Source organism: Staphylococcus sp. 191 (assembly GCF_011174885.1).
Lineage (GTDB): Bacteria > Bacillota > Bacilli > Staphylococcales > Staphylococcaceae > Staphylococcus > Staphylococcus coagulans.
Window position 1 is genome coordinate 1 of record NZ_PNRJ01000014.1, and the last position, 25,448, is coordinate 25,448.

Below are 25,448 nucleotides of genomic sequence, written 5' to 3' on the forward strand. Positions count from 1 at the left end.
ATCCCCTTCCCTCCCTTTCATCTCACCTTCGACATCTTTCGTTGATTTGAATTCGTCAAAAGCTAAGTGCTCAGGTAAAACATGATGTGCCTGTGTTTTCACCGAAATGGCGATGGACAGTTGAAGGTGATACACACAGACTTTCAGCGACATCCTTTTCTGAGATGACTTTAGATAGTTTCCGCGTCATCATGCGTTTGACCTCATTTGAGATCGTACATCGGGGCTGAATATAGGGTGTTTGAGCTGTAAAGGTTTGTTGGCAAGCTTTACAGTAAAAGCGCTGCTTCTTCAATTTTAAATAGGCAGGTCTTTCAAAAATTAATCCCATATAAACTTTCGTTTTACGAAAGCCATGTTTAATAATTAAATGGGCATCATTTTTAATTCCACAACACGAACAAGCACTGGGATGATATGTCAATTGGCCTTCGTATAATAATGCCTTTACGTTTTTATGTACATGTAATCCTAGATTTTGAGTGATTTTTAAATTTTTGACTTTAATTCCAAGCATTTCTGATATATCATTACACATAGGCACAATATCTCCTTAATCGTTGGTTTGGTCACTTACAATTATAGAGATATTTGTGCTTTTTTAATATCAAAAATTAAAATAACGGTCAGTGACTATTTCACCAACCGTTAAAAATATATAACCATTAATTTTAGATAAAATTGTTTTATTATAAAATGGGATAATATGGCGTAGTAATTTTGGTAAAAGAACATTGCCCAAATAAAACTTTCAGCTCAATACTTTTGTTAAAACTCTATTTTTTAGTTTCATCCTTTACTGTGCCTTTAATTGTACTTTTTGTATTATCAGTGACACGACCTGTAATCGAACCTGTTTGTTTTTCAGACATATTTTGCACCTCTTTTCTATAAAGTCAAATTAAAACGAATTATTTTAATTACAACATTATCCTTTAAAACAATCAAATCATATGGTTATTTAATCATATGCATTCAACATAATGCTCTACAATCTTAATAAAAATTGTTAAAATAGTTTTAATACATATATAAGGAAGAACCTCTCATGATGAAAAAATGGCTATGTTGCTTTGCGTTGCTTTTACTTTTTGGTTGTCAACAGGACACTTCACGATCTCAAGATGCACTCACTGTTTATTCACCCTACCCACAAGAATTAATTCGGCCACTTTTGAAAGATTTTGAACAGCAGTACGATGTGAAAGTAAATCTTATTGAAGGTTCAACACAAGTATTACTTTCAGATATTCATCGAACTCCGTTAGAAGCGCGAGGTGATGTGTTTGTGGGTGGCGTATTAAGCGAAACCATTGATCATTCAGATGATTTTGTCCCCTACCGAGTATCTGATGTAGACAAATTTCATGATTTTGAATCCAAAAATCATTTAGTTACGCCTTTTATGTTGATGCCTACAGTGATTGTTGTCAATAAAGATTTAATAGGGTCCATTCCGGTCAGAGGTTATGAAGATTTATTGCAACCTCCACTAAATGCACGTGTTGCTTATTCTAACCCTTACACCACTACGACAGGTTACCAACATATGCGCGCTTTATATCACTTACATCATAATACGCAAACAATTAAGCAGTTTCAGCACCATGCCGTGCAATTGGAAAAGTCTTCTCAAGTCGTAGAACAGGTCGCAAAGGGCCGTTATTATGCAGGCTTAAGCTATGAACTCGATGCTCGAAGATGGATGAAAAAAGGTTATCCATTAAAATTAGTCTACCCTACTGAGGGGACTGTGATTAATATAGATGGCATCGCACTCGTTCATAATGCACATCCAAATTCAAAAAGAGAAGCACTCGTCAAATATTTAACTGGTCGTGCAGTTCAAACCCGTTTAGCGCAAGAATTTGGTGTCAAACCGATTCGTAAAGACGTGGCAGAAGTTTCAGAAACAGGCACATTAAAACTTAAAGACATCCCTGCTATTTCTGAATACGAATTGCCTCATGACACACATCAAGCTTTTTTGGAGCGTTTAAAATGAAAACTTACAAACCTTACCGTCAACAATTACGTCGCTCTTTCTTTCTCTCAACGGTCATGCCTGTCTTTTTAGTAATGCTCATTGGCATCATCAGTTTCTATACGCTCTATATTTGGGTGGAGCATCGTACGGTACAACAGCACGTTAATCAAACACAACACGCCATTGTTCAAGCATCACAACAGACAGAATCAGATATTTCAAAATTGAAGACCACATTTAAAGAACTCAACACGAGCGACCCACAAGATTTGACGAAATTGAACCGTATATTATTTAAAATGATTCATGAACAATCCGGAACATTGTATTTTGTTGTGACACAACATCATAAACAAGTAACGACAAACAATTATGAAGACCAACGACTCAATACACTTTATCTGCTTAACACACATAACGTTACATTTAAAAATGGTCCTGCATCTATCCAAATATATTTAGCACAAACGCCACGTATCGATGAAATTTTAAAAGACTCTGGCCAATCTACAGTCATCGTTGATCGTTTTGATAACATTTTATTTACAAACTCTGAACACTTTCGTCTCGATGATAAATGGCAACCTCCTCAATTTGGTTTTATATCGGATGTAGTCAAAATCAATCAAAATGGCGATCGATTGATTCAATTTAAAAACATACATGACACCTTAGAGGATGGAATCATACTGCTCATTATTATGGGACTTGTGTTGATTTTATTCATTTTATTTGGTCTGTTTAATGCACATAACATGGCGAAAAGACAAACTCAAGATATTGAAGCAATTATTCAACGGATTTACTATGCGAAAAATCGTCATCTCGGTCGCTATCAACCATTAGCACAGCCGAGTGAACTCGAAGAAATCAATACCTATATTTATGATTTGTTTGAATCGAATGAAAAATTGATACGCTCTATCGAAAATACGGAACAACGTTTACGTGAAATACAATTAAAAGAAATAGAGCGCCAGTTCCAACCGCATTTTCTGTTCAATACGATGCAAACAATTCAATATTTGATTACTCTATCCCCTCAACTCGCTCAACAAGTGGTGCAACAATTATCGCAAATGCTTCGTTATACGTTACGCGTAAAATCTGATTACGTCCAAATCAAAGATGAACTTGATTATATTCAACAATACGTCGCAATTCAGAATGTGCGATTTGATCATTTGATTAACTTAGAATTTGAAATTCAAAGTGATTTATATACAGCACAAATCGGTAAAATGATGATTCAGCCTTTAGTTGAAAATGCCATCAAACATGGCCGTACGGATGACAAACTTTTGATACGTATTCGCATCACTGAAAACAAACACGCACTTCGTGTCTTTGTTTCAGATAATGGACAAGGGATGTCTAAAGAAAAATGCAAAGAGGTAAGACATTCACTGAATGAAAGCGTGTTTGATACTGAACATTTGGGCTTAAATCATCTAAATCACAAAGCACGTATTCGTTACGGAGAACAAGCGCGATTACGTATTTTTTCAACACCTTATCAAGGCACCCTCATCGCTTATCAACTACCAAGGGAGGCGATATCTCATGTATAAAGTCGTGATTTGTGACGACGAAAGAATCATAAGAGAAGGGCTGAAACAAGCCATTCCGTGGAATGAATATCATTTTTCACATGTATTACTAGCAAAAGATGGCATCGAAGGGTTATCACTGATTCGTGAATATCAACCAGAATTAGTGATTACCGACATTCGGATGCCGCGCATGGACGGTGTAAAATTGTTAGATGCGATTAAAGATTATGATTGTAAGAAGATTATTTTATCTAGTTATGATGATTTTGAATATATGAAAGCTGGCATTCAGCACCATGTCTTAGATTATCTATTGAAGCCTATTGACACTTCACAATTAACCCAATTATTAGCGCAATGGGCAACAGCATTCCAACCTGTACACCCTGCTGCACAATTAGAAGTTTTTCAACCGTTGATGAAAGTTGAATATGGTGATTATTATGTTAATGTGATGATTCAACAAATACAGCAGCGTTTTCATCAAAAATGTCACGTTTCTGATCTAATCGCTCCCTTACCTGTAAGCGAATCTTATTTGATGCGTACATTTAAAGAGCATGTGGGTATTACAATTCTGGATTATTTAAATCGATACCGAATTTATCAATCACTTTCATTATTACAAAGCCAAAATAAACATTATGAAATTGCAGACAAAGTTGGTTTTTCAGAGTATAAAACATTCAGTTATCACTTTAAAAAGTATTTAAATATGACACCCAGCGAATACGCGAAACAACAGTAAAAGTATTCGTTTATCAAAAAATAAAAGGCAACTCGATGTGTAGAAAGCCAAATTTAGCTTCTTTTGTGATCGAGTTGCCTCTATTAATTTCATTTATAAATGTAAGCTTCTAATTTTCTTTTCTTCAAAATATGCGACAATACCAAGGAGTATAATACCAATAAATAACGCAGCGTAGAAAACGATAAATACGTCTGTCCATCCACTTAACGTATAACCAAAGACATTTAAACCGTTTCTTTCCGGGTCAGCAATGGCAGCTAAACCTACTTTAGCCATAGAATCGCCAAATAAATATGCAAAGGATCCCGTCATTCCATTTGCTACACTAATCGCATTTTTAGGGACAAATCCTGTTAACGATACACCAATTAACAATTGTGGACCGAAAATCAATGCGCCTAATGCAAAGAGTGACACGTTAACCATCGTTACACTTGTTGCATTCGTATAGAATAAGACCACGAACGTAATTAAGAACATACAGCCAATCGCGACGATAGCACGACGACCTTTTAACAAGTCAGAGATGTATCCCCATAATAAACTTGCGACAAGCGCACCCATTTCAAAATAGAATATTGTGTTAACTGCGTCTTCTTTTCCAAAATGCAATTGTTCAGAAACATAAAGTGGTGCCCAGTTATCAATACCAATCCGCACAATGTACACAAACACATTAGATACACATAAAATCCAGATAACCGGATTTTTCAAGATATACTTTTTGAAAATTTCCCATTTTGTCATACTTTGTGCATCAATATTTTCTTGATCTACAGGTTCTTCCCAAATTTCTTCTGCACGATTCCATCCTAATTCTTCTGGATCATCTTTACCGATAAATAATGTGACAACACCGATAATTAACGCTATAACAGCTGGGAAAATAAACATACCTACAACGCTACCATGGAAAAACATATTTGCGCCCCATAGTGCAAGCGCCCCTGCTATTGCACCACCGATATTATGTGACGTATTCCAAAAGCCGAGATAACGCCCTCGTTTAGTTCGCGGTGCCCATCTAGAAATCGTTGAGTAACTTGCAGGTCCACCGACGGATTGAAAAATACCGTTGAGTCCCCAAAGTACAATAAATAAACCTAAAACAGAACCAAAATAACTTAACACGAAGCCCATAATTAATACAGTTATCGCGGAAAGAATTAATAAAAATGAAATAATTTTTTTCGTGTTACGTCCATCAACAAAGTAACCTAATAGTGTTTTCCCTAGGCCATAAGTAATACTAAATGCTAACCCAATATAACCTAATTCTAATGTAGACAACCCGATTTCTTCTTTTAATAAAGGTTGAGCTGCTTTAAAATTGTTTCGAATTAAGTACATGGCCATATATGCGAGAAATACGACGAAAAAGGCTTGTAAAAAGTTACGTAACCATAATTTTCGTTGCATCGATAACGGTATGCCTTTGTTTGGAATCTTTTTAATATCAAAAAAGTTCATGCCCTTCACCTCTTGTGTTCACTTTAAGTTCACTATAGCACCAACTGAAAGCGCTTAATATCCTAGAAATTATCGTTTTATCCCAAAAACTGAACTAAAGACTTTAATATTTGGAAAAGGATTTTATTTAAGACAATTAAAATTAAGTATCATCTAGTTTATTCAATTTTGTATTATTAGCACGTTAATTTATCCTTGCACGAAATAAGAAGTTTACTATTAAATTTTTAAGTAATTTTTATAGAAAGATAATTGACATCGTTTCACTTGAATTTTACACTTATTTATAAATTAAACGCTTACAAGGGGGAGTCATTATGAATAAAATTGCTATCGCAGGTGCAGGTGCAATGGGCGGTCGGATTGGGAGTCAAATTAAGAAGGCTGGATACGATGTGACACTGATTGATACATGGGAAGAACATGTGAATCAAATAAATGAACACGGCCTTGAAATCGAAACAGAAACAGATACCTATACGATTCAAATTCCTGCACTATTACCTCAAAATGTAAATGAGGCATATGACTTAATCATTATCTTAACGAAATCTATGAAATCAGAAGAAATGCTTCAAACGTTATACGATCGAAATGCCCTTCACCCTGATACTGCTTTACTTACTATGATGAACGGTCTTGGACATGATGAACGATTTTCTAAAATTGTGCCACAAACTCAAATTTTCCTTGCCGTTACCATGTGGACTGCTGGCATGCGCGGTCCTGGAAAATTATTATTAGAAGGCACAGGGAGTATTGAGTTTCAACGTGCAGATGGCCAAGCTGATCACCGTACAGAAGTGATTCATCGAATTTTCAATGATGCAAAACTTAACGCTACAATCAGTGATAATGTGTTCAAATCTATTTGGAGTAAAGCGACTGTCAACAGTGTTGTAAATCCATTGTGCACTATCCTAAACAAAACCATTTATGAATTTGGCAGTTATGTTCATTCACGTGACATGATTCAACCCATTATTGATGAGATTGTTGCTGTGGCTCATGGCCGTGGCGTTGAATTAGACGCACAAGTACTCTTACAAAAAATTGAAGACTCTTATCCAAAAGAAACACAAGGTCTCCATTATCCTTCAATGCATCAAGACTTATATAATCGTCGCTATACTGAAGTCGATTATCTTAACGGACAAATCAGTCAATATGGTCGTGAATTAGGTATTCCAACACCGAATAATGATATATTGACTCACTTAATCCATCAATTAGAAACGAAATGGGTTCAATAAATACTGATGTCTTAATGATTTAACAGTTGCATCATATTACACGCATTAACTTAAGAGGCCAGGATGTATATCCCAAAATAAATAGCGCTAAGATGATTTTTAATAGAAAATCGTCCTAGCGCTTTCTTTTTATGATATGACTTCGTTTATACATGTCATCACTCACTATTATACTTTAAAAAATGTAACACTTTCATTTTTTCACACTGTCTTCATCCTTATTAAAAAAGACATATTCATATCATATTTTTACATATATACTTAAATTGTATGCATAATTCATATGAACACAATACATTAAGATAAAGGTTTTTACATAATTATATTACTTTTTTAACGAAGCCACTCTATAATTTTATATAGCAAGCAATAATGTTTATTTATAACTCTATTTTATTTTCATTTTGCTTTGCTGTTTTTGAAGATAAATGAATACCACTAAGCACATTCGATCAAAATGATTACATCTTTAGCGTTTTGGACGCCAACTTCAAAGGGGTTGATTTAAATGAAAGAATATCGTCACTACATACATCAAGTGGGCACGATTAAAACCTTACTAGAGGGACATCATGAAAGCGAAGTGACAATCGCTGAGTTATTACGTTACGGTGATTATGGATTTGGTACATTGAACCATACTGATGGTGATTTTGTAATTATTGATGGGCAACCCGTTCATATGAATCAATATGGAGAACATCACGGATTAAATGGTCAAGAGAAAGTGCCGTATGGCGCTGTTGTTCAATTTAGACCCCAGCACGACTTCGTAGTTAAACAAGTGGAACATGTTGATATTTTTCAACATATCAAGGAAAGGCTCATAAACACACAGCTTTTCTCAATGACTAAACTCACAGGCGATTTTAATTATATTCACTTAAGTGTTTATTCTAAAAATCATTCACCTCACACGCTCAAGCGCCCCTTTCATATACCTCAAACTGAACGTGCAGTGCGACAAATTAAAGGTACAATTTTGATTCTTTATACACCTCATGATTTTACTGGTATTCATCCACCGGGTTTCAGTGCCTATTTCGTTTCGGAATATCATGAACTTGTAGGCAAGGTCCTTAGCTTTAAAGTTTCAAATGCTGTAGCCCAACTTCAAAATTTGGATGGATATACAATGATCTGTCCTGCTGCTGAGCCATTGTTTATTAGGCATTTGTCATTATAGCGTATATTTTCTATTGATGATTTGTGGAACGTAAGTGAAGCAAGGACATATTGGAAAATAGCGAGTACATAATCAGATTATAAAATTGAAAATACTCACCCATTAAATATCGTTTGATGAGGTACTTGCTCAAGAATTTTAATGTCAATGACCGCCTTTTAAAAGAAAAGTCATACTGTTACTAACAATTATTAGCAGTATGACTTTTGGCCTATGCGCTCCCTTTATATAGAAATTAAAATAAAAAGCACTCCCACTAAATACATCAATCTGTATTCAGCGAAAGTGCCTCCCATGATTACTACTGGGAAAACTCAAAAACGAATCGGTATTGAACGCATTAATTGTTTGAATAGTTTGCGTATTGTGATGCTAAGCGTTGATATTCTTTTTGAGTAAGTGCGTGTGCATCAGATGTGCTACCAACAGCTGATAAAAGAACAGCTACTGCAGCAGTTGACATTAAACCTTTTACCAATTTACTCATTCATATCACCTCTTTCACTTTTAAGTATAATTATTATACCACATATTAATAATATATCAAGCAGATGCTTTTGATTTGTTCCATTTTGCCTTTTAACTTAAAATCTGCTAAATAATTTCATAATTAAATATTTAATATAAAAACATATTTTTTAATACACTTTCGTTTACACGCTTTATTAATATAAGACTTAACCTTATATTTTAGAGAACATCATTTTATACTTTTTTATACATTTGTTACATAGGTGGTATTTAGAAATTTTTAGCCTCACCTAAAAATAAAGATCTACAAATCCTTAATATTACTGAATTGCCTCGATTTTTGAGATATTTTTAAATGATTACCACTATCTTTTTATTTGAAACTATTTAATAAATTCGTCATACTAAGGGTGTAATTATATCGTTACGAGGAGTGAAAGGAAGTATGAATCAACAACAACTAGAAAAAATGAAGAATGGTAAAGGTTTTATTGCAGCACTAGACCAAAGCGGTGGTAGTACCCCTAAAGCATTACGCGGTTATGGTGTTGGAGAAGACCAATATAACAATGATGACGAAATGTTTAAATTGGTTCACGAGATGCGTACACGTATCGTAACATCACCATCATTTACTTCAGATAAAGTAATTGGTGCAATCTTATTCGAACAAACAATGGACCGTGAAGTTGAAGGTAAACATACGGGTGACTACCTTGCTGACAAAGGCATTGTACCATTCCTTAAAATTGACAAAGGTTTAGCAGAAGTTGAAAATGGTGTTCAATTAATGAAACCTATGCCTGAACTTGATCAATTATTAGATCGTGCAAACGATCATAAAATCTTTGGTACAAAAATGCGTTCAAACATCTTAGAATTCAACAAAGAAGGCATCGACGCAGTGATTAAGCAACAATTTGAAGTTGCACAACAAATTATCAATAAAGGTCTTGTACCTATTATCGAACCTGAAGTGAACATCGATGCAGAAAACAAAGCTGAAATCGAAGCTTACTTAACAGAATTAATTCAAAAACATTTAGATGATTTAGCTTCAGATGATTACGTGATGTTAAAATTAACAATTCCAACACGTGCAAACCAATATGAATCATTAATTAACCACCCTAACGTTGTACGTGTGGTTGCTTTATCAGGAGGCTACAGCCTTGAAAAAGCAAATGAATTCTTAAAAACAAATAACGGTTTAATTGCGAGCTTCTCTCGTGCATTAATTAACGATTTACGTGTAAGCCAATCTGACGAAGAGTTTGATCGCTTATTAGGCCAAACAATCGATTCAATTTACGACGCTTCAGTTAACAAAGTTCAAGCGTAATAATAAAACGTTAAGAAAAGCAAACCGAATCGCATTCAATCTATGAATGCAAATCGTGTGGAAACACAATTTTTCAAATCAATTGTGTTTCCACTTTTTTTATATCAAGAAAAAACGCCTATCAGAAGGGCACGATTTAAATGTGCGCTCTGATAGGCGTTGTATGTTCGAACGACTCTTTTAGTGTTCTAACATTTCATCTTTTACTTCTTCTTTTGACAAGTTAGCTGGATAATATGTTGGCCAGTTATCTAGCTCTTTTAAGACTTTATCACGATCATTGCCCATGAAAATATGGAAGTGTTCAGATTTTTTAGGTGCAATATTATGGTCGCTAAATTGTACATATTTTGGTAAGTCTTTAGACGCTTCACCTTCAAGTTTGAAAGTATAACGAACACCACGGTTGCCGCCTTTGTAATCTAAAATGTCTTTACCATCATAACGGTATGTGCCAGTCATTGACTTACCATTTTTAGTGAAGGTGATTTGGTCACCTGAGATTTTGATTTTTTCTATATCTGTTTTATAACCTTTTTCATAATACGATTTGTATTCTTTCGCGGATTTATCGCCTTTATCTTCAGCTTTATGTTTGAAGACTTCATCTAAAGTACCATCTTTTAATAAAGGATAAACAGATTGCCAGTTACCTGCATAATCAGAAAGTTCGCGGTCTTTCACTTGGCTATCTTTGAAGTAACCATCTTGGATTGCTTTTGTATGTTTATTTGCTGCTTTATCATCTTTAACTTTAATTTTTTCATTCAATGCTTTTTCAAGGTTTTTCACGTTTTCTTTCATTAATGATTGATATGTCGCATCTTTCGATTGATCATCTGTAACAGCTTCCATGTTGTTGAATTTCAACGTTTTCGCATTTGTTTCTTTGCGAATTGTATCTGTCACTTTATGTGAAATATTTTCTTCATAAAGAATGTATTTCGCACCTGTATCATTAATTTCATCAACGATTTCAGTTAATTCTTTTTGTGATGGGTCTTCCGCATTTAAACCTTCAACCCCTTTTTGTACAAAACCGTAACGGTCAGCTAAATAGCCTAAAGATTCATGTGAAATGAATACCGCATTACCTTGACGGTCTTTTGTAATATCTTTCATATCTTGATCAATGCCATCTAAATCTTTTAATAATTTATCTGCATTTTTCTTATATTCATCTTTATGATCTGGATCGCGTTTTACTAAATCATCACGAATTGCAGATACGAATTTTTTATCTAATTGTGGATCTAACCATACGTGTGGGTCATAGCCACCATGATGATGATGATGTTCTTCACCATGTTCATGATCATGTCCTTCATGTTCATGTGCTTCTTCGCCATGCTCATGGTCGTGTCCTTCTTCACCATGTTCATCGTGATCACCATGCTCATGCTCATCATGTTCCCCGTGTTCATGTTGATCCGTTAATAAAGTTGCTCTGTCTAAATGACCCTCTAATGAAAGTTTGTGATCATCTTTTTTAATTGCCCCAGCTATTTTTTTAGAAACTGGATCTAAATTATCGCCCGTATAAATAAATAGATCCGATTTACTTGCATCTATAATATCTTTTTGTGATGGTTCAAAGCTATGTAAATCCGTCCCTTTCGGATAAATAGAATCTACTTGTACATGTTTACCACCAATTTGCTTAACAAACGATTGCAATGGGAAAACCGTTGTTGTTACTTTTAATTGGTCGTTTGATGATGCTTTATCGTCACCTTGACCACAAGCCGCTAACACGGAACCCGACAATACCACTGTCGCTAATAACTTGAAACTTTTTTTCATGATGTGGTCTCCTCCTAAAAATAGTAATGATTTCGATTTAAAATTATACGCTAAACATTTCATAAGCGCAATATGCATTTTTAAAATCATTATTTTCTAAAAATGACAAATTGCAAAATCTGTTACTTTTAATGCACCTAAATTCTTCACTTTTATCATTACTGTAAAGGATAACCTTGCTATTTTGACAAAATCATAAAAAAAGAGACGGAACAGAAATCAATTTGATGGTCTGTACCGCCTCTACTCTATTCACCTTACACTTTGTGTCTGATTCTCTCTATCTTGCTTTCATTTTGCATCGAGTCTGAGTTTGACCGCTTCCCCTACAGCTCGTGCTGAAGCTGGATTTTGTCCTGTAATTAATTGTTCCGCTTCAACGACAAAACTTTTTAATGGTATTAAGCTTTTTTGATAAACTGCGCCTTTTTCTTTTAATGCGGTTTCTAACTGATACGGCACTTGTTTTTTGCGGCGTGCTAAACCTTCTTCTCGATTTGAAAAACCTGTCAACCGTTGCCCTTCTATAAGAAAATGATTGTTCGGACGTTTAACTTCAAGTAACGCACTCGCACCGTGACAAACTGAAGAAATAACACCTCCACGATCATAAATGTCGTTTACTGCATGGGCAATCGTATCATGTCCTCGGAAATCATACATCACACCATGACCACCGGTAAAATAAATCGCATCATACTGTGTAACATCAGCTTCATCGAGGGAAGGCGAATGATGCAGTTTTTGCATAAAACTTTCATCTTCATAATATTGTTTAGTCAAACGATCTAACGTCACTTTATTCATACTCACGGGATCTAGTGGCGTTTCGCCTCCATTGATATTGTATATATCCAATTGATAATTCGGATTATTTTGGAATACATCATAAAAATGCACCAGTTCGCTCAACCATAATCCTGTTGGTAAATCAAAGCCATCAAATTGATCATAACTCGTATTTACAATCATTATCTTTTTCATTTTGAACACATCTTTCGTCTTTTTTCACCATTATAACGAACATTTCTCGATACACTTAATGAGTTGCTTAACAATTGCGCTATTTGGTATTAGAACGCCTTCCGACAGTGATAAGCGCAATAAATCATTGTTTAGCACAAAAAAAGAACGGCAAAATCTTTTTCTAATTATCAGATTTTACCGTTCATCGCTATGTGTTGTCTGGATGTGCTTTTTGGCATTTAGCGATTGCTTGGTTGTAAGCTGCTAGTTTTTCTTGCTTAATCATATAAGCTGCAGTATTGACCGGTTCATATGCTTCCCACTCCGCTCTTTTTTCAATCAATACAGCTAAAGAGAGCAGAGAGATTTTAGGTGATGTTTTTGTTGTCATATTATAAATCTCCATTCAAGAATTGCGCCTCCCCATTGAAAAAGCTCCAATTCGCATCTGTATTTTCTACAAGGCTAATCAGTACATCTTCTTTTCGAATACCTAATTTTTGATGTAATGTTTCTACCAACTTGCGATAAAAAATCGTTTTTTGTTCTTCCGTTCTTGGACGCGTGATAAGCGTAAAAACTAACACATCCTTCGTCCGTTCTACGCCTAAACCTGTATCTAAAATTTGCATCTCATACGCTTCGTGTTGCGTCACGATTTGATAGCGGTCCCCCACCGGTGCATGAAAGGCTTCTAGCATCACTTCATATGAGATATCTAAAACTTCCTTAATGTAAGCTTCATCTTTCCCTTTAATTAGATCTATTTTAATGATTGGCACTATCATTCCCCTTTTCATCAAGATTTGAGTAACCCCATTTTAATGCGAGAAGTAGACCAACAAATGTTCCTATAAAACCATAAAGCCAGATGGATAACATTTCATTTACAAACATTATGCTTCCCCCTTATCCACAGAGAGTTGGCGCGCTCGATAATGCATGACAGAGGAAGTTACAGTGATCGTCAGTATGCCCAAAATAGTGGCAACAGCACCGGCAGACATTGTACTTGGAATCACACCGCCAAAATAAATGACAAGATAGGATATTAAACCAACGACCATCGAAAGTTCTGCTGCACGGGCAGGTGCTTTTCGTTTCGCATATACCGCATGTAAAATAGGACCCATTGTACCGGCTGCAATACCGGAAATCCCAATCCACATGAGGTCACTCATATAGAGCGGTGGTTTCAAAACTAATAAAAACGATAAAAGCCCTACAATCGGTACAGAAGCACGACTAATACGAAAAGCAATTCGATTGGCTTTCTCTGTTTCAAGATTCACCCACTTCTGTTTGACAATCAGTTTTAAAAATAAATCATTCGCGAACACTGTAGAAATAGACACAAACAAGCCATCTGTCGTTGACATAGCCGCTGCTAATATAACGACACCGAATAAAGCAACAATCGCAGCAGGAAACGCCCACTCTATATATTGTAGTAAGGCTAAATCTGAACTTGCGACTTGCCCACCCAATGCTACGCGACTATAAATACCGCCAAAAAGTACAAGTAAACATAAAGCCATTACAATGATATAAGTACGAATCATGCGCCCTAAATCTTTTTCACTTTTTAGACCTAAAATTTTATTAAACAAGTGCGGCGCTGACGCAAAAGCCCATTGAATAATAATCGCACCGATAATCATTGTAAAAGAATGAAAGTGAACGGATTCAGGATTAAAAATTTGGACTAAGTGATGATTTTGATGATCTAAGTTTTGTGCAATCCCTGAAAACGTATCATGGATGCTACCTTTCCAAAATAGCACAATGCCAGAGATAAAAATGGCAAGGCCAGCTACTGCCATAATGATGACTTGTATGGCATCGGTATAAATATCTGCTAGTGCACCACCTACGTAAACATAAAGCACAACAATAACTGTGATTACAATCAAACTTGAAAAGTAACTCATACCGAGTAAATGTTTGAAAATCAAAGCGCCTGCTACAAGCTGACTTGCGATATAGAAAATATTAAATAATAAGATCATAGCCGTCCCAACACGTAAAATAGGACTGTCATAAAAATCGCCTAACCAATCTGGTAGCGAGAGGGATTGCTGCGTTGTATTTAATGATCTGACTCTTTTAGCGAACATTAAAACACCTGTAGGGCCACCGATAAACATCGCTAAAAACAACCATAAATTATTGAGTCCCCACGCATACGACCATCCCGGATAACCTAGAAAGGTTGCAGCACTTAAATACGTCGCTGCAAAAGACAATCCTAGCGTACGGGGGCCAATCCTTCCAAAGCCAGTCGCAAAATCTGAAATACTGTTCATCTTTCTAGAACTGACAAAGCCTACCGTAATCATGAAAGCCATGAAAACAATAAAACCTATCCATGTATACACTTTAACGTCATTCATAATCATCCCCCTATATCTGTACTAAATTGGCTTTTTTATTTCGTGCAGGATGTGTCGGTTTCACTTTCGTATGGCCTTTGCCAAACATATTTTCACGTAAAGTTTCACCTTCATATTCTGTACGATATATGCCTCTTTTTTGTAATTCAGGAATGATTAAGTCCACAAATTCTTCAAATGTACCTGGTGAATAAGCCTGCGCAATATTAAAACCGTCCGCACCACCTTCATTTACCCATAACTCCAATTGATCAGCAATTTGTGTGGGTGTTCCGATGAATTTAGCCGTCCCATTACCTAGTCCGTGATTTTTCACCGCTTCTCGCAATGTCCATTTTCGATGTGGGTCTTTTGTATATAAATTGAGATTGCCTTGCATCGCTTCTGTCTCGATATTTTCGATATATTCATCTGGATCATATTGAGAAAAATCAATACCCGTATGTCCACTTAACAATGCGACTGAACCTTCATAGCTGACTTCATTTTGAAGCGCTTCATATTTTTCATAAGCCTCTGCTTCAGTTTCACCGATAATAGGTAAAACCATTGGAAAAACAAGTATATCTTCTCCATCACGGCCAAATTGTTGTGCTCTTGTCCGAATGTCTGTGACATATGCCCGTAACGATTCAATAGAGGTGTGTTTTGTAAACACAGCCTCTGCATGCTTTGCAGCAAATATTTTGCCTTTTTCGGAAGCACCTGCTTGAAATAAAACAGGCGTTCTTTGAGGGGAAGGCTCTACAAGATGCGGGCCGGGTATATCGAAAAATGTACCTTTATGATGAATCGCATGAACTTTAGAAGGATCAGCATACGTATCTGTCTCACGCGCTTTAACAACTGCATCGTCCTCCCAACTGTCTTCCCACAGCTGATAGCTCACTTGCAAAAATTCGTCAGCACGGTTGTAACGTAATGCTTTAGGCAAGCGTTCTTTTAAGCCTAAGTTCACTGCTTCGCTTTCTAAATAAGACGTCACAACATTCCAACCTAATCGGCCATTTGTCAGATGATCAAGTGTAGATAATTGACGTGCCAACTTATATGGCTGGGCATAGGTAGTAGAGACAGTAGGTGCAATACCAATATGCTCAGTTACCGCTGCAATGGCAGAAACGAGCGGAATAGGATCATGTGCGGGGAGTTGAACTGCGTGTTTCACTGCGGCGTCATGAGATTGGTTGTAAACACTATAAGTGCCCAACACATCAGCAATAAAAATACCATCAAATAAACCACGTTCTAAAGTTTGAGCAATATCCGTCCAATATTTTAAATTGTGGTGTGTCGCTCCTTTATCTTTTGGATGTTTCCATAAACCTGAAGCATGGGGAGAGGGAGAGTTTTGGACGAATCCGTTAAAATGAATTTGTTTTCGTGTCATGAACATTACCTCCTAAGAAATAGGAAGATAAGGCATAGCTGTAGTTGACTTATCTTCTAGCAATTGTGCTACTGGAATTGGCACAGTGAATTAATCCTGTTGCCGAGATTTCATCGGGCCAGTCCCTCCATCTCTCTTGATAAGACGATGATGTACACTCATGGGGTACTTTTTAATAAGTGAAAGGTAAAACACTGACCGGTAGAATAATCACTTCCTTCACATGGCGGCTTACGCTTTAAAAGCGCTCATGTCAATCTACCAGATCATGAATTTTCATTTTGTGCGACGCTTAAAAGTTAAATTTTGGCAAATCCTTTTTCCAAATCTGCGATAATATCATCGATATGCTCAAGTCCTATCGAAAGACGAATCGTCTCCGGGGCAATACCTGCTGCTGTTTGTTCTGCTTCCGTCAATTGTTGATGTGTCGTGGATGCGGGATGAATGACAAGTGACTTTGCATCTCCTACATTCGCTAATAAAGAAAATAATTCTAAGCCTTCAATAAACTTTTTACCTGCTTCGTATCCACCTTTAACACCAAAGGTAAAGATGGAACTTGCACCTTTTGGTAAATACTTCTCTTTTAACGCGTAATATTCACTCGTAGGTAAACCAGCATATTTAACCCATGCGACTTTATCATGCTTTTCAAGATATTGTGCAACTTTTTCAGCATTTTCCACATGACGTTCTAATCGTAATGAAAGTGTCTCTAAGCCTTGCGTTAGTAAAAATGCATTGAATGGTGAAATCGCTGCCCCTGTATCTCTTAAAATTGTTGTACGAATTTTAAAAGCAAGTGCGGCTTCTCCAAATTTTTCACTGAACACTAAGCCGTGATAAGACGGATCGGGTTCACTTAATCCTGGAAACTTGCCATTATCCCAATTAAAGTTACCTGCATCAACAATAACACCACCCATTGATGTTCCGTGCCCACCAATAAATTTGGTCGCAGAATGAACAACAATGTTCGCGCCATATTCAATTGGACGTAAAAGATAAGGCGTTGCAAATGTATTATCAACAATAAGCGGTATACCTTGAGCTTTTGTAATCGCTGCAAGTGCATCGAAATCCTCAACATTGCCTTCTGGGTTCCCAATGGTTTCTACAAATAATGCCTTCGTATTGTCTTGAATCGCATTTTCTATACTACTGACATCTTTCGTATCTACTAATGTGACATCAATCCCATATTTAGGTAACGTATGTGTGAAAAGCGTATGTGTTCCGCCATATAATGTGGAACTTGCTACAATATGATCACCCTTCTGTGCTACAGCTTGAATCGCATACGTGATGGCTGCCATACCTGAAGCAACTGCTACACCAGCCACACCCCCTTCAAGTTCAGCCACACGTGTTTCAAGCACATGTGTGGTAGGGTTCATCAGTCGTGTGTAAATATTCCCAAGTTCATCTAAGCCGAATAAATTCGCCGCATGTGCCGTATCATCAAAAGTAAAAGATGTCGTTTGATAAATCGGTAAAGCACGTGAATGGCTACTTTCGTCGACTTCTTGTCCTGAGTGCAATTGCAAAGTTTCAAATTTAAAATCACTTGTCATTTGACATTCCCCCTAATAATAAAAAATAAAAGCCTACCTGATAAAGATAGACTTTTACTAGAAGACTTATCTCTCAGGTTAAATCACCTGCAGGAATTAGCACCTAACTGAATAGGTTGCCTGGTTTCAAAGGGCCTGTCCCTCCACCAATCTTGATAAGTATGATTCAATTGTTAAAATGCAAGATGTATCGTGCAAATAGAACGGCCAATACAATAACCGTGCGGGTGTTTTATTGGCTTTTAATGATACCACAAGTCTATCTAACATCTTTAACGATGTCAATACACAAATCCGAATTTTCTTACAAATTGAAAAAATTTGAAAAATGTCTGTTCGTATCAACACGTAGCCTGTTTATTCAATGTAAATCGACTGGCTGATCATTTCGGTTTTAATAAACTGTTGGACATCAATGACACGTTGATTTAATGACCCTTTATAGGGCAAATTAGGTTGATATAATTTTTGAATGAACATGCCGTCTACAATGACATCAACTTGTTTTAATAACGCAGTCCGTTCATCATTTGCAAACCATAAATACTCAAATAAAAAGCCTGTCCAAACCCAAATTGATTTCCGGCTACCGTAGCGTTCTCGAAAAGCATGTACTAATGGGATAACAATATCTAAATTACAAAAAGGTTCGCCCCCTAAAATGCTTAATCCTGAAATATATTCCGGTGCACACGCATCTAACACTTCCGATATCAATGTTTCCGTTGCCCGTTCACCATATCGAAAATTTTGGGCTGCCACATTGTAACAACCTTCGCATAAAAATGGGCAGCCCGAAACATAGACACTGCAACGTACACCTTCTCCATCGACGAAGCTTTGGTATTCGATTTTAGCGATATAACCTGCACCCTTTTTTATTTTTTGTGCAATCATGAGGGATTCGCTTTCATATGTTTCACACGTGCGCACATTTCTTTATGACGCCCTTCAATCATTGGCCGTTGCACAGGATTACCTAAATAACCGCATGTCCGTTTAACAACATCGACCGTTTCAGGATTATGGTTTCCGCAATGTGGGCAACTATAACCTTTTTCAGTTGTTTCAAAGTCTCCTTCGAAACCACAGTCATAACAACGATCGATTGGGATATTTGTACCTAAATAGCTCACACGATCGTATGAATAATCCCACACCGCTTCAAGCGCTTTCACATTATGGTCTAATTTAGGGTACTCACAATAATGAATATAACCACCGCTTGCAAAATGAGGATAATCTTTTTCAAAATCTAATTTTTCGAACGGTGTCACGTCTTTTCGTACATCGTAATGAAACGAGTTTTGATAATAACCTTTATCTGTAATATCAGGAATCGAGCCAAACGCCTCATAGTCTAAACGGCAAAATCGATCTGTCAAAGACTCACTTGGTGTGCTATAAATACTAAACCAAATGTCATGCGCTTCAGTCCAACTATATTGATAAGCTTGCATCTTTTTTAAAATTTCAAGTGTAAAAGCTTTCGCATCTGCGTTAGTTTCCCAATTAGGCCCAAAGAACACTGTCGCTGCTTCATAAAGTCCAATGTACCCCATAGAGACAGTCGCACGTTGCTTATTAAATAAAGCGTCCACCGAATCGTTTTCATCAAGACGGTATTTAAAAGCCCCGCGTTTGTATAAAATTGGCGCATTGTTTGGCACCGCTTCTTTCACACGTTCAATACGATAAGCCAATGCATCGTGTAGCACTTGCATCCGTTCATCAAATAAAATCCAAAAACGTTCAATGTCGCCTTCTGATTCAATCGCAATGCGTGGCACATTTAAAGTGACAACACCTAAATTACAACGACCACTATTTTCATATTCACCATTCTCATTTTGCCAAGCCGGTAAAAATGAGCGGCAACCCATAGGTGCTTTAAAATCACCAAGCAACTCTACAGTTTTGTCGTAATTTAAAATATCTGGATACATGCGTTTCATAGAACATTTTAAAGCCAATTGTTTAATGTCATAGTTTGGATCTGACGGTGCCAAATTCGTTCCTTTTTTAATTGAAAAGACAAGTTTTGGGAAAATGGCTGTAATTCGATCTTTACCTAACCCTTTAATTCGTGTTTTTAAAATTGCTGTTTGGACTTTGCGACTAAGTTCATCCGTACCAAGACCAAAGCCTAAAGTCACAAAAGGTGTCTGTCCATTAGATGTATATAATGTATTAATTTCATATTCTAGACTTTCAATCGCATCACTAATATCTTGTGTCACACGTTGATCGACATAAGTTTCAATATGCGCTTCGTCTACAAATTGCTGCGCAATATCACGATGTTTTTGTTCGTTATATTTCGCATATGTACTTAATAATTCGTCAACTCGATCAATCGTGCAACCCCCGTATTGACTGCTCGATACATTCGCAATAATTTGAACGAGTTGTGCGGCTGCTGTTTGTATCGATTTAGGAGATGTGACTTGCGCATTGCCAATTTGAAAGCCTTGCGCCAACATCCCTTTAGCATCGATTAAACAACAATTTGTTAATGGCTGAAATGGATGATAATCTAAATCATGAAAGTGTATTTCCCCTTTTCGATGTGCCTCTGCCACGTGTTTTGGCAATAAATAATCTAAAGCGTACGATTTTGAGACTACCCCTGCAGTCAAATCACGCATTGTTGAAAACGTTTCACTATCCTTATTTGCATTTTCATTTACTATTGTAGGATCTTTTGTCATTAAACCAGTAAGTTCTTTTTCCAGTTGTGTCAAAATATCACTCTTTTCTATATATAGTATCTACAAACAATCATAAACACTATATATAGTACTTTTCAAATGATAACTGACGGATTTACGAATTTGTCATTTCTTTTCAAACATTATGTGAACAAAATATTGCGTTAGATTGGATTGGAAATTATATTTCAAAGGGCTTAACTGATCCCAAGTTACTAGTCCAACTGCTATTTCAAAAGCTCGGTATGAAAAGACGAAATTTAACCTCCGTACTGATTTTAGTACGGAGGTTAAAACAATTTATGCGACTTTTGATGAATCACTATTTTTCTATCTTATTGTTTTCTTAACGTTGAATTTATCATTCATGAACCGATTTACGTTTTTGGAAAAACATCGCAATAGCACCAATAGCAATTATTGCAATAGTTAATCCAATAACTCCCAAGTATTTAACAATATTACCAAAAACAATACCAACAACTAAAAAGTCTGTATCTGAGAAAGTTGTCGACGCTAAACCAAGATCTCCTAAGAACGGTAAAAAAAGTAGCGGTAGAAAAGTAATGAGTATTCCATTCACCATTGAGCCCGCAACTGCACCTTTAACACCGCCCCGCGCGTTACCAAACACCCCAGAAGTTGCCCCCAAAAAGAAATGCGGAACAACGCCAGGTAATATGACCACTCCACCGATGAGAAACATGACAAACATCCCTAAAACCCCGGTTAAAAAGCTAACAAAAAAGCCAATTAATACCGCATTTTGCGCATACGGAAAGACGATTGGGCAATCTAACGCTGGCTTAGAATGTGGAACTAATTTTTCAGAGATACCTTTAAAGGCTGGCACAATCTCCGCGAGAATGAGTCGTACACCCGTTAAAATGATAAATACACCAGCTGCAAAAGTAACCCCTTGGATTAATGAAAAGACTAAGAAATTTTGTCCATCACTTACTTTATCATGAACATATCCCACACCTGCACACAAACTTGCAATTAAATATAACGCAATCATTGTAAGTGAAATACTAATTGTACTTTCTCTCAAAAAACTTAGTCCTTTTGGAAACTTAATCTCTTCAGTTGATTTTGATTTACCACGGAAGCATTTACCAATTTCACCTGCCGCCCAATAACTCACTGTTCCAAAGTGACCTAATGCCACTTGATCATTTCCTGTGATTTTCCGCATCGTTGGTTGAGCCAACGCTGGAAATACTGCCATAATCAATCCTAAAATAATTGAACCAAAAATAATCGTCCATGTCCCTTTAATTTGGCCAACAGTTAAGAGTATAGCTAAAAATGCTGCCATATAAAATGTATGATGGCCTGTTAAGAAGATGTATTTCAAATTTGTAAAACGTGCAATTAAGATATTGACTAACATCCCAAAAACCATAATTAGTGCTGCTGTCGTTCCATATTTTTTAAGCGCAATTGATATAATCGCTTCATTATTAGGAACAACACCTTGAACACCAAAAGCATGCTGGAATATCTTACCGAATGGCTCTAGTGATTGAACAACAACACCTGCGCCTGCACTTAAAATCAAAAATCCTAAAATTGTCTTTATCGTTCCACTCGTAATAACGGAAGCGGGTTTCTTTTGCACTACTAAACCGATAAAAGCAATGAGCGCTACTAAGATAGCTGGCTGACTCAAAACATCTACAATAAAATCAAGTATCGCTTTCATTTCAAACACTCCTTGTATGATATTTAGGGTCCTAATCAATTAAATTAAAAGTTTTTAAGCGTTCAAGTAGCTTTTCTTCTAGCTCTTGCTTATCAAGAATATTATCTAGTACCAATACTTCTCCTAAACGCGAAGCATTTTCTTCAAGATCTCTACCACAAATAAATAAGTCTGCCATTTCTGGACTGGCTGTCATAATGTCACTATGTTCAACTTCAATGCTTTCATTAACACTTATGTTTTTTAATACATCCTGCACATTCATCTCAACCATAAAACTGCTTCCTAAACCATGACCACAAACAACTAAAATTTTCATTATTTATTTCCTCCTCTTAATGTTCCTAATATTTTATCTGCGTTTTGACAAGCCAATAATTCTTTAACTATTTCTGTATCGCCTAATATATGAGCTAAATCTTGTAAAATACCAAGGTGCGCTTGATGGTCGATAGCACTGATTACAAATATTAAGCGCGCATAATGACTATTTTCACCAAAGTTAATAGGCTGATTCAATTTCAACAAGCTTATGCCAACGTCATATACATCCTTACTTGGACGTGCATGTGCAATCGCTATTTCAGGGGCTATAACAATATAAGGCCCGAGACTTTTGACACTTTCAATCATTGCATCCACATAAGAAACATTGAAAAAGCCTTGCTCTAATAAAGGTTGTGAAGCCTCCCGTATGGCTTCATCCCAAGTGCTCACTCTTTCTTTTACGACAACCTTGTCCTGTGTTAGCTTTTCTAAAGACATTATTTGCCTCCTTTAATTTCTTTGTAAATATGCATATAACCCTTCTAAATTACCATTCAGCAGTTCATTTCTTATTGAAGAATGTAATAAAATATCGTTCAACTCCTTTAGTGCGTTTAAATGTATGTGTGGATGACTCGTTGCAAGTCCAATCACTATTTTCACAGGATCATAACGTTCATGTTGAAAATCGACACCTTGCTGAAAACAATATAATGTCATTCCCATTCCACTTTTGACGTGCTTAGAACTTGCATGCACTAAAGCAATATGAGGACTTATAACCATATAGGCACCAAATGCATCTAATTGATTCATAATCTCTTTTTTGTATGAATCATTCACTATTCCGCTTTTTTCTAATGGAGCTATAACATGCGAAATTGCTTCATTTCGATTAAATTTCTCTTTCACGACGCCCAATCTTTCAGGTTTAAGAACCTCTCTTAGAGAAAAACCATGCTCTGAAATATCATCGACTAATCGTTCTCTTTTTTGGTTAATCAATAAGTTCAATTGATCTCTATCCTTTTTATCTAGAAAAGGACTCACTTTTATACACTGAATCGAACTTAATTCAATAGGTACTGTTGTGATGACATATTCTACACCGCGTCTTAGCAATTCCGACTCATCAATTTGATACAAAGAATAAGCGTCTAAAATATCAAATTCTGGATAGACTTTACTCAATTTTGCCTTTAACAACTGTGAAGTCCCTATTCCTGACCCACAAAGCAAAACTACTCTGATTTTATGTTCATTTTCACTCGTTAATCTTTCAAAACATGAAGCAAAGTGAATGACTAAGTATGCAATTTCATCCTCAGAAAATGAAACATGATAAAGCTCTTCAAAAATCCATATATGCTGCGTAATAACTTCAATCAATTCAGGATATTGAGTATAGATGTCATTTTTAAGTGGATTTTGTTGTTTCAAATTGTAAGTCATTCGATTCAAAGCAGGTGTAAGATGAATATATAAGCCATTAAGTAATTTACTGTCTTTAATTAAATCTACGCCCAGTGCAGCTCCGACTCTTTCGACGAATTGATAAATCAATATTTTAAGTTCGTCATTTTGTTCATCCTGATTACCAATTTTATTTTTTTTGGCTCCTAATAAATGTAGTACAATAAAAAGCGCTTCTGACTCAGGAAAATGAATTTCAAATGTTTTTTCAACTTCATTTTTAATCGCTTGTGAAATCTCGTAAGCGTCTGTGCCTTTATGAGCCTTCAAAAGGTCTGGAGGTCCTGATATTGTACAAGATGCTTTGACGCGTTGTATGGCAATTAATAGATGTATAACTAAACCGTCAATTGCAATTTGAAAAAGTGGATAATGGACTTCTTCTAACACACGTAATACAATTTCTCTAATTACTTGTAGCTCTTCTTCATCGAATAAATTTTTACGTATCAATTCACTCGTTGTTTTAAAATAAGCGTGTATAACTTCTCCATATGCTTTTCGATAACTGGCTTCTGAACCTTCAATGATAAAGCCTTTATTTTTTAAATAAGCCAAGTTTAAATGGTGTGCATATAACCACTTGGTCACATTTTTCAGATCGTCTACAATCGTGCGTCTAGATACATTCACAAGTGTGGAAAGCATTCTAGAATTCACAGGACTATTAGCTTCAAAAAGGAATAATAAGATTTGTAACTGCCGCTCATCTTTTGTATAGTGCACTTCTGGAAATATTGCTTCACTCATATGCGCTATCATATTTTCATCTAAGCACTTGATTTTGATTCCTTTTGATTTGCTTCGCTGAACTTGCAATTTCAACTTATCTTCCATAAATTCGATATATTCCAAGTCATACTGGATGGTACGCTCAGATCGATCAAAGGCTTTTGCTAAATCTGCAATTGAAATATACTCCTCGGCTTTCATTAATTGATTTAAAATCTCATATTGTCTATTAGTAAGCAAAATCGAACCTCCTATATATCTATTGTAAACGTTTGCATTTTACAGTAGATGTGCAATCTATTTCTTTAAATAAAACGAAAAATTTCATATGCAAAGCAATTTATATTATAAAGTACAAGTTGTATATGATTACTGTCATGCTTACTTATGTATAAAGTGAAAACCCTGTAGCTAC

Annotated in this window: 22 protein-coding genes, 1 pseudogene and 2 riboswitches; of the genes and pseudogenes, 6 read left to right on the forward strand and 17 right to left on the reverse strand. The window is 36.0% G+C overall.

From position 1 onward, the window contains the following. Positions 1-538, reverse strand: a pseudogene (locus C1H58_RS09340) (transposase family protein); the annotation flags it as partial. A gap of 513 nt (positions 539-1,051) precedes the next feature. Here C1H58_RS09340 and C1H58_RS09345 point away from each other — a divergent pair. From C1H58_RS09345 to C1H58_RS09355, 3 genes are read left to right on the forward strand one after another with little or no spacing between them, the layout of a single operon-like run. Then, entirely contained in the window at positions 1,052-2,005 is a 954-nt protein-coding gene (locus tag C1H58_RS09345) for an extracellular solute-binding protein (RefSeq protein ID WP_165546061.1), read from the forward strand. After that, the gene (locus C1H58_RS09350; RefSeq protein WP_165546031.1) at positions 2,002-3,558 is read left to right on the forward strand and encodes a sensor histidine kinase; all 1,557 of its coding nucleotides are present in this window, start codon (positions 2,002-2,004) and stop codon (positions 3,556-3,558) included. Before C1H58_RS09345 ends, C1H58_RS09350 begins: the two co-directional genes overlap by 4 nt. Further along, on the forward strand, positions 3,551-4,288 hold the full coding sequence (locus C1H58_RS09355; RefSeq protein ID WP_016426019.1) for a response regulator transcription factor: 738 nt from the start codon (positions 3,551-3,553) through the stop codon (positions 4,286-4,288). The genes C1H58_RS09350 and C1H58_RS09355 overlap by 8 nt, the downstream gene beginning before the upstream one ends. A gap of 93 nt (positions 4,289-4,381) precedes the next feature. On the opposite strand, the gene uhpT is transcribed toward C1H58_RS09355, so the two are convergent. Then, positions 4,382-5,761 carry a hexose-6-phosphate:phosphate antiporter gene (gene uhpT / locus C1H58_RS09360; protein ID WP_016426018.1) on the reverse strand — a complete coding sequence of 460 codons (1,380 nt, stop codon included), beginning with the start codon at positions 5,759-5,761 and terminating at the stop codon, positions 4,382-4,384. 317 nt (positions 5,762-6,078) lie between these two features. Here uhpT and C1H58_RS09365 point away from each other — a divergent pair, with 317 nt between their 5' ends. Together C1H58_RS09365 and C1H58_RS09370 are read left to right on the forward strand one after the other, a co-directional pair. Next, a complete protein-coding gene (locus C1H58_RS09365) occupies positions 6,079-7,014 on the forward strand; it encodes a ketopantoate reductase family protein (RefSeq protein WP_165546032.1) in 936 nt (311 codons plus the stop codon). A gap of 508 nt (positions 7,015-7,522) precedes the next feature. Next, entirely contained in the window at positions 7,523-8,200 is a 678-nt protein-coding gene (locus C1H58_RS09370) for an acetolactate decarboxylase (protein ID WP_165546033.1), read from the forward strand. A 340-nt stretch (positions 8,201-8,540) separates the two neighbouring features. On the opposite strand, the gene C1H58_RS09375 is transcribed toward C1H58_RS09370, so the two are convergent. Continuing rightward, entirely contained in the window at positions 8,541-8,687 is a 147-nt protein-coding gene (locus C1H58_RS09375) for a hypothetical protein (RefSeq protein WP_158491199.1), read from the reverse strand. A 429-nt stretch (positions 8,688-9,116) separates the two neighbouring features. Here C1H58_RS09375 and C1H58_RS09380 point away from each other — a divergent pair, with 429 nt between their 5' ends. Continuing rightward, positions 9,117-10,013, forward strand: a complete 897-nt coding sequence (locus C1H58_RS09380; RefSeq protein WP_165546034.1) for a fructose bisphosphate aldolase — start codon at positions 9,117-9,119, stop codon at positions 10,011-10,013. A gap of 180 nt (positions 10,014-10,193) precedes the next feature. Here C1H58_RS09380 and adcA read toward each other — a convergent pair whose 3' ends face one another. The 14 genes from adcA to C1H58_RS09445 form a co-directional block, all read right to left on the reverse strand. Beyond that, positions 10,194-11,816, reverse strand: coding sequence for a zinc ABC transporter substrate-binding lipoprotein AdcA (gene adcA / locus C1H58_RS09385; protein ID WP_165546035.1), 1,623 nt, complete (start codon positions 11,814-11,816; stop codon positions 10,194-10,196). A gap of 291 nt (positions 11,817-12,107) precedes the next feature. Beyond that, positions 12,108-12,800: a type 1 glutamine amidotransferase domain-containing protein gene (locus C1H58_RS09390; protein ID WP_165546036.1), complete on the reverse strand. Its 693-nt coding sequence runs from the start codon at positions 12,798-12,800 to the stop codon at positions 12,108-12,110. A 190-nt stretch (positions 12,801-12,990) separates the two neighbouring features. After that, on the reverse strand, positions 12,991-13,173 hold the full coding sequence (locus C1H58_RS09395; protein ID WP_142380859.1) for a hypothetical protein: 183 nt from the start codon (positions 13,171-13,173) through the stop codon (positions 12,991-12,993). Between the two features lies 1 nt (position 13,174). Continuing rightward, positions 13,175-13,564 (reverse strand): tautomerase family protein, encoded by a 390-nt coding sequence (locus tag C1H58_RS09400; protein WP_050329851.1) that lies wholly within the window; start codon positions 13,562-13,564, stop codon positions 13,175-13,177. After that, on the reverse strand, positions 13,551-13,679 hold the full coding sequence (locus C1H58_RS12490; protein WP_278248197.1) for a hypothetical protein: 129 nt from the start codon (positions 13,677-13,679) through the stop codon (positions 13,551-13,553). Before C1H58_RS12490 ends, C1H58_RS09400 begins: the two co-directional genes overlap by 14 nt. Beyond that, positions 13,679-15,175 carry a sodium:solute symporter family protein gene (locus tag C1H58_RS09405; RefSeq protein ID WP_165546037.1) on the reverse strand — a complete coding sequence of 499 codons (1,497 nt, stop codon included), beginning with the start codon at positions 15,173-15,175 and terminating at the stop codon, positions 13,679-13,681. The genes C1H58_RS12490 and C1H58_RS09405 overlap by 1 nt, the downstream gene beginning before the upstream one ends. A 10-nt stretch (positions 15,176-15,185) precedes the next feature. Further along, positions 15,186-16,565: an LLM class flavin-dependent oxidoreductase gene (locus tag C1H58_RS09410; protein ID WP_060829339.1), complete on the reverse strand. Its 1,380-nt coding sequence runs from the start codon at positions 16,563-16,565 to the stop codon at positions 15,186-15,188. Between the two features lie 46 nt (positions 16,566-16,611). Further along, positions 16,612-16,711, reverse strand: a riboswitch (SAM riboswitch). 153 nt (positions 16,712-16,864) lie between these two features. After that, a complete protein-coding gene (locus tag C1H58_RS09415) occupies positions 16,865-18,142 on the reverse strand; it encodes an O-acetylhomoserine aminocarboxypropyltransferase/cysteine synthase family protein (RefSeq protein WP_165546038.1) in 1,278 nt (425 codons plus the stop codon). A gap of 63 nt (positions 18,143-18,205) precedes the next feature. After that, positions 18,206-18,304: riboswitch (SAM riboswitch) on the reverse strand. A 195-nt stretch (positions 18,305-18,499) separates the two neighbouring features. Further along, positions 18,500-19,039 (reverse strand): anaerobic ribonucleoside-triphosphate reductase activating protein, encoded by a 540-nt coding sequence (gene nrdG, locus C1H58_RS09420; protein ID WP_165546039.1) that lies wholly within the window; start codon positions 19,037-19,039, stop codon positions 18,500-18,502. Beyond that, entirely contained in the window at positions 19,036-20,886 is a 1,851-nt protein-coding gene (gene nrdD / locus C1H58_RS09425) for an anaerobic ribonucleoside-triphosphate reductase (RefSeq protein WP_165546040.1), read from the reverse strand. Before nrdD ends, nrdG begins: the two co-directional genes overlap by 4 nt. Positions 20,887-21,214: 328 nt before the next feature. Beyond that, a complete protein-coding gene (locus C1H58_RS09430) occupies positions 21,215-22,561 on the reverse strand; it encodes a PTS ascorbate transporter subunit IIC (RefSeq protein ID WP_050329845.1) in 1,347 nt (448 codons plus the stop codon). A gap of 31 nt (positions 22,562-22,592) precedes the next feature. Then, positions 22,593-22,880, reverse strand: a complete 288-nt coding sequence (locus C1H58_RS09435) for a PTS sugar transporter subunit IIB (RefSeq protein WP_165546041.1) — start codon at positions 22,878-22,880, stop codon at positions 22,593-22,595. Then, positions 22,880-23,326, reverse strand: a complete 447-nt coding sequence (locus tag C1H58_RS09440) for a PTS sugar transporter subunit IIA (protein WP_165546042.1) — start codon at positions 23,324-23,326, stop codon at positions 22,880-22,882. Before C1H58_RS09440 ends, C1H58_RS09435 begins: the two co-directional genes overlap by 1 nt. A 12-nt stretch (positions 23,327-23,338) precedes the next feature. Next, a complete protein-coding gene (locus C1H58_RS09445) occupies positions 23,339-25,273 on the reverse strand; it encodes a BglG family transcription antiterminator (protein WP_165546043.1) in 1,935 nt (644 codons plus the stop codon). Positions 25,274-25,448: the final 175 nt, after the last annotated feature.

Excerpts from the sequence above, each read along its gene's own strand:
- C1H58_RS09355 (WP_016426019.1), top strand. The coding sequence starts at position 3,551 with ATGTATAAAGTCGTGATTTGTGACGACGAAAGAATCATAAGAGAAGGG.
- nrdG (WP_165546039.1), bottom strand. The coding sequence starts at position 19,039 with ATGATTGCACAAAAAATAAAAAAGGGTGCAGGTTATATCGCTAAAATC.
- C1H58_RS09410 (WP_060829339.1), bottom strand. The coding sequence starts at position 16,565 with ATGACACGAAAACAAATTCATTTTAACGGATTCGTCCAAAACTCTCCC.
- C1H58_RS09370 (WP_165546033.1), top strand. The coding sequence starts at position 7,523 with ATGAAAGAATATCGTCACTACATACATCAAGTGGGCACGATTAAAACC.
- C1H58_RS09435 (WP_165546041.1), bottom strand. The coding sequence starts at position 22,880 with ATGAAAATTTTAGTTGTTTGTGGTCATGGTTTAGGAAGCAGTTTTATG.
- C1H58_RS12490 (WP_278248197.1), bottom strand. The coding sequence starts at position 13,679 with ATGTTTGTAAATGAAATGTTATCCATCTGGCTTTATGGTTTTATAGGA.
- C1H58_RS09390 (WP_165546036.1), bottom strand. The coding sequence starts at position 12,800 with ATGAAAAAGATAATGATTGTAAATACGAGTTATGATCAATTTGATGGC.
- C1H58_RS09345 (WP_165546061.1), top strand. The coding sequence starts at position 1,052 with ATGAAAAAATGGCTATGTTGCTTTGCGTTGCTTTTACTTTTTGGTTGT.
- C1H58_RS09430 (WP_050329845.1), bottom strand. The coding sequence starts at position 22,561 with ATGAAAGCGATACTTGATTTTATTGTAGATGTTTTGAGTCAGCCAGCT.
- C1H58_RS09405 (WP_165546037.1), bottom strand. The coding sequence starts at position 15,175 with ATGAATGACGTTAAAGTGTATACATGGATAGGTTTTATTGTTTTCATG.
- uhpT (WP_016426018.1), bottom strand. The coding sequence starts at position 5,761 with ATGAACTTTTTTGATATTAAAAAGATTCCAAACAAAGGCATACCGTTA.
- adcA (WP_165546035.1), bottom strand. The coding sequence starts at position 11,816 with ATGAAAAAAAGTTTCAAGTTATTAGCGACAGTGGTATTGTCGGGTTCC.
- C1H58_RS09350 (WP_165546031.1), top strand. The coding sequence starts at position 2,002 with ATGAAAACTTACAAACCTTACCGTCAACAATTACGTCGCTCTTTCTTT.
- C1H58_RS09375 (WP_158491199.1), bottom strand. The coding sequence starts at position 8,687 with ATGAGTAAATTGGTAAAAGGTTTAATGTCAACTGCTGCAGTAGCTGTT.
- C1H58_RS09395 (WP_142380859.1), bottom strand. The coding sequence starts at position 13,173 with ATGACAACAAAAACATCACCTAAAATCTCTCTGCTCTCTTTAGCTGTA.
- C1H58_RS09415 (WP_165546038.1), bottom strand. The coding sequence starts at position 18,142 with ATGACAAGTGATTTTAAATTTGAAACTTTGCAATTGCACTCAGGACAA.
- C1H58_RS09440 (WP_165546042.1), bottom strand. The coding sequence starts at position 23,326 with ATGTCTTTAGAAAAGCTAACACAGGACAAGGTTGTCGTAAAAGAAAGA.
- C1H58_RS09365 (WP_165546032.1), top strand. The coding sequence starts at position 6,079 with ATGAATAAAATTGCTATCGCAGGTGCAGGTGCAATGGGCGGTCGGATT.
- C1H58_RS09380 (WP_165546034.1), top strand. The coding sequence starts at position 9,117 with ATGAATCAACAACAACTAGAAAAAATGAAGAATGGTAAAGGTTTTATT.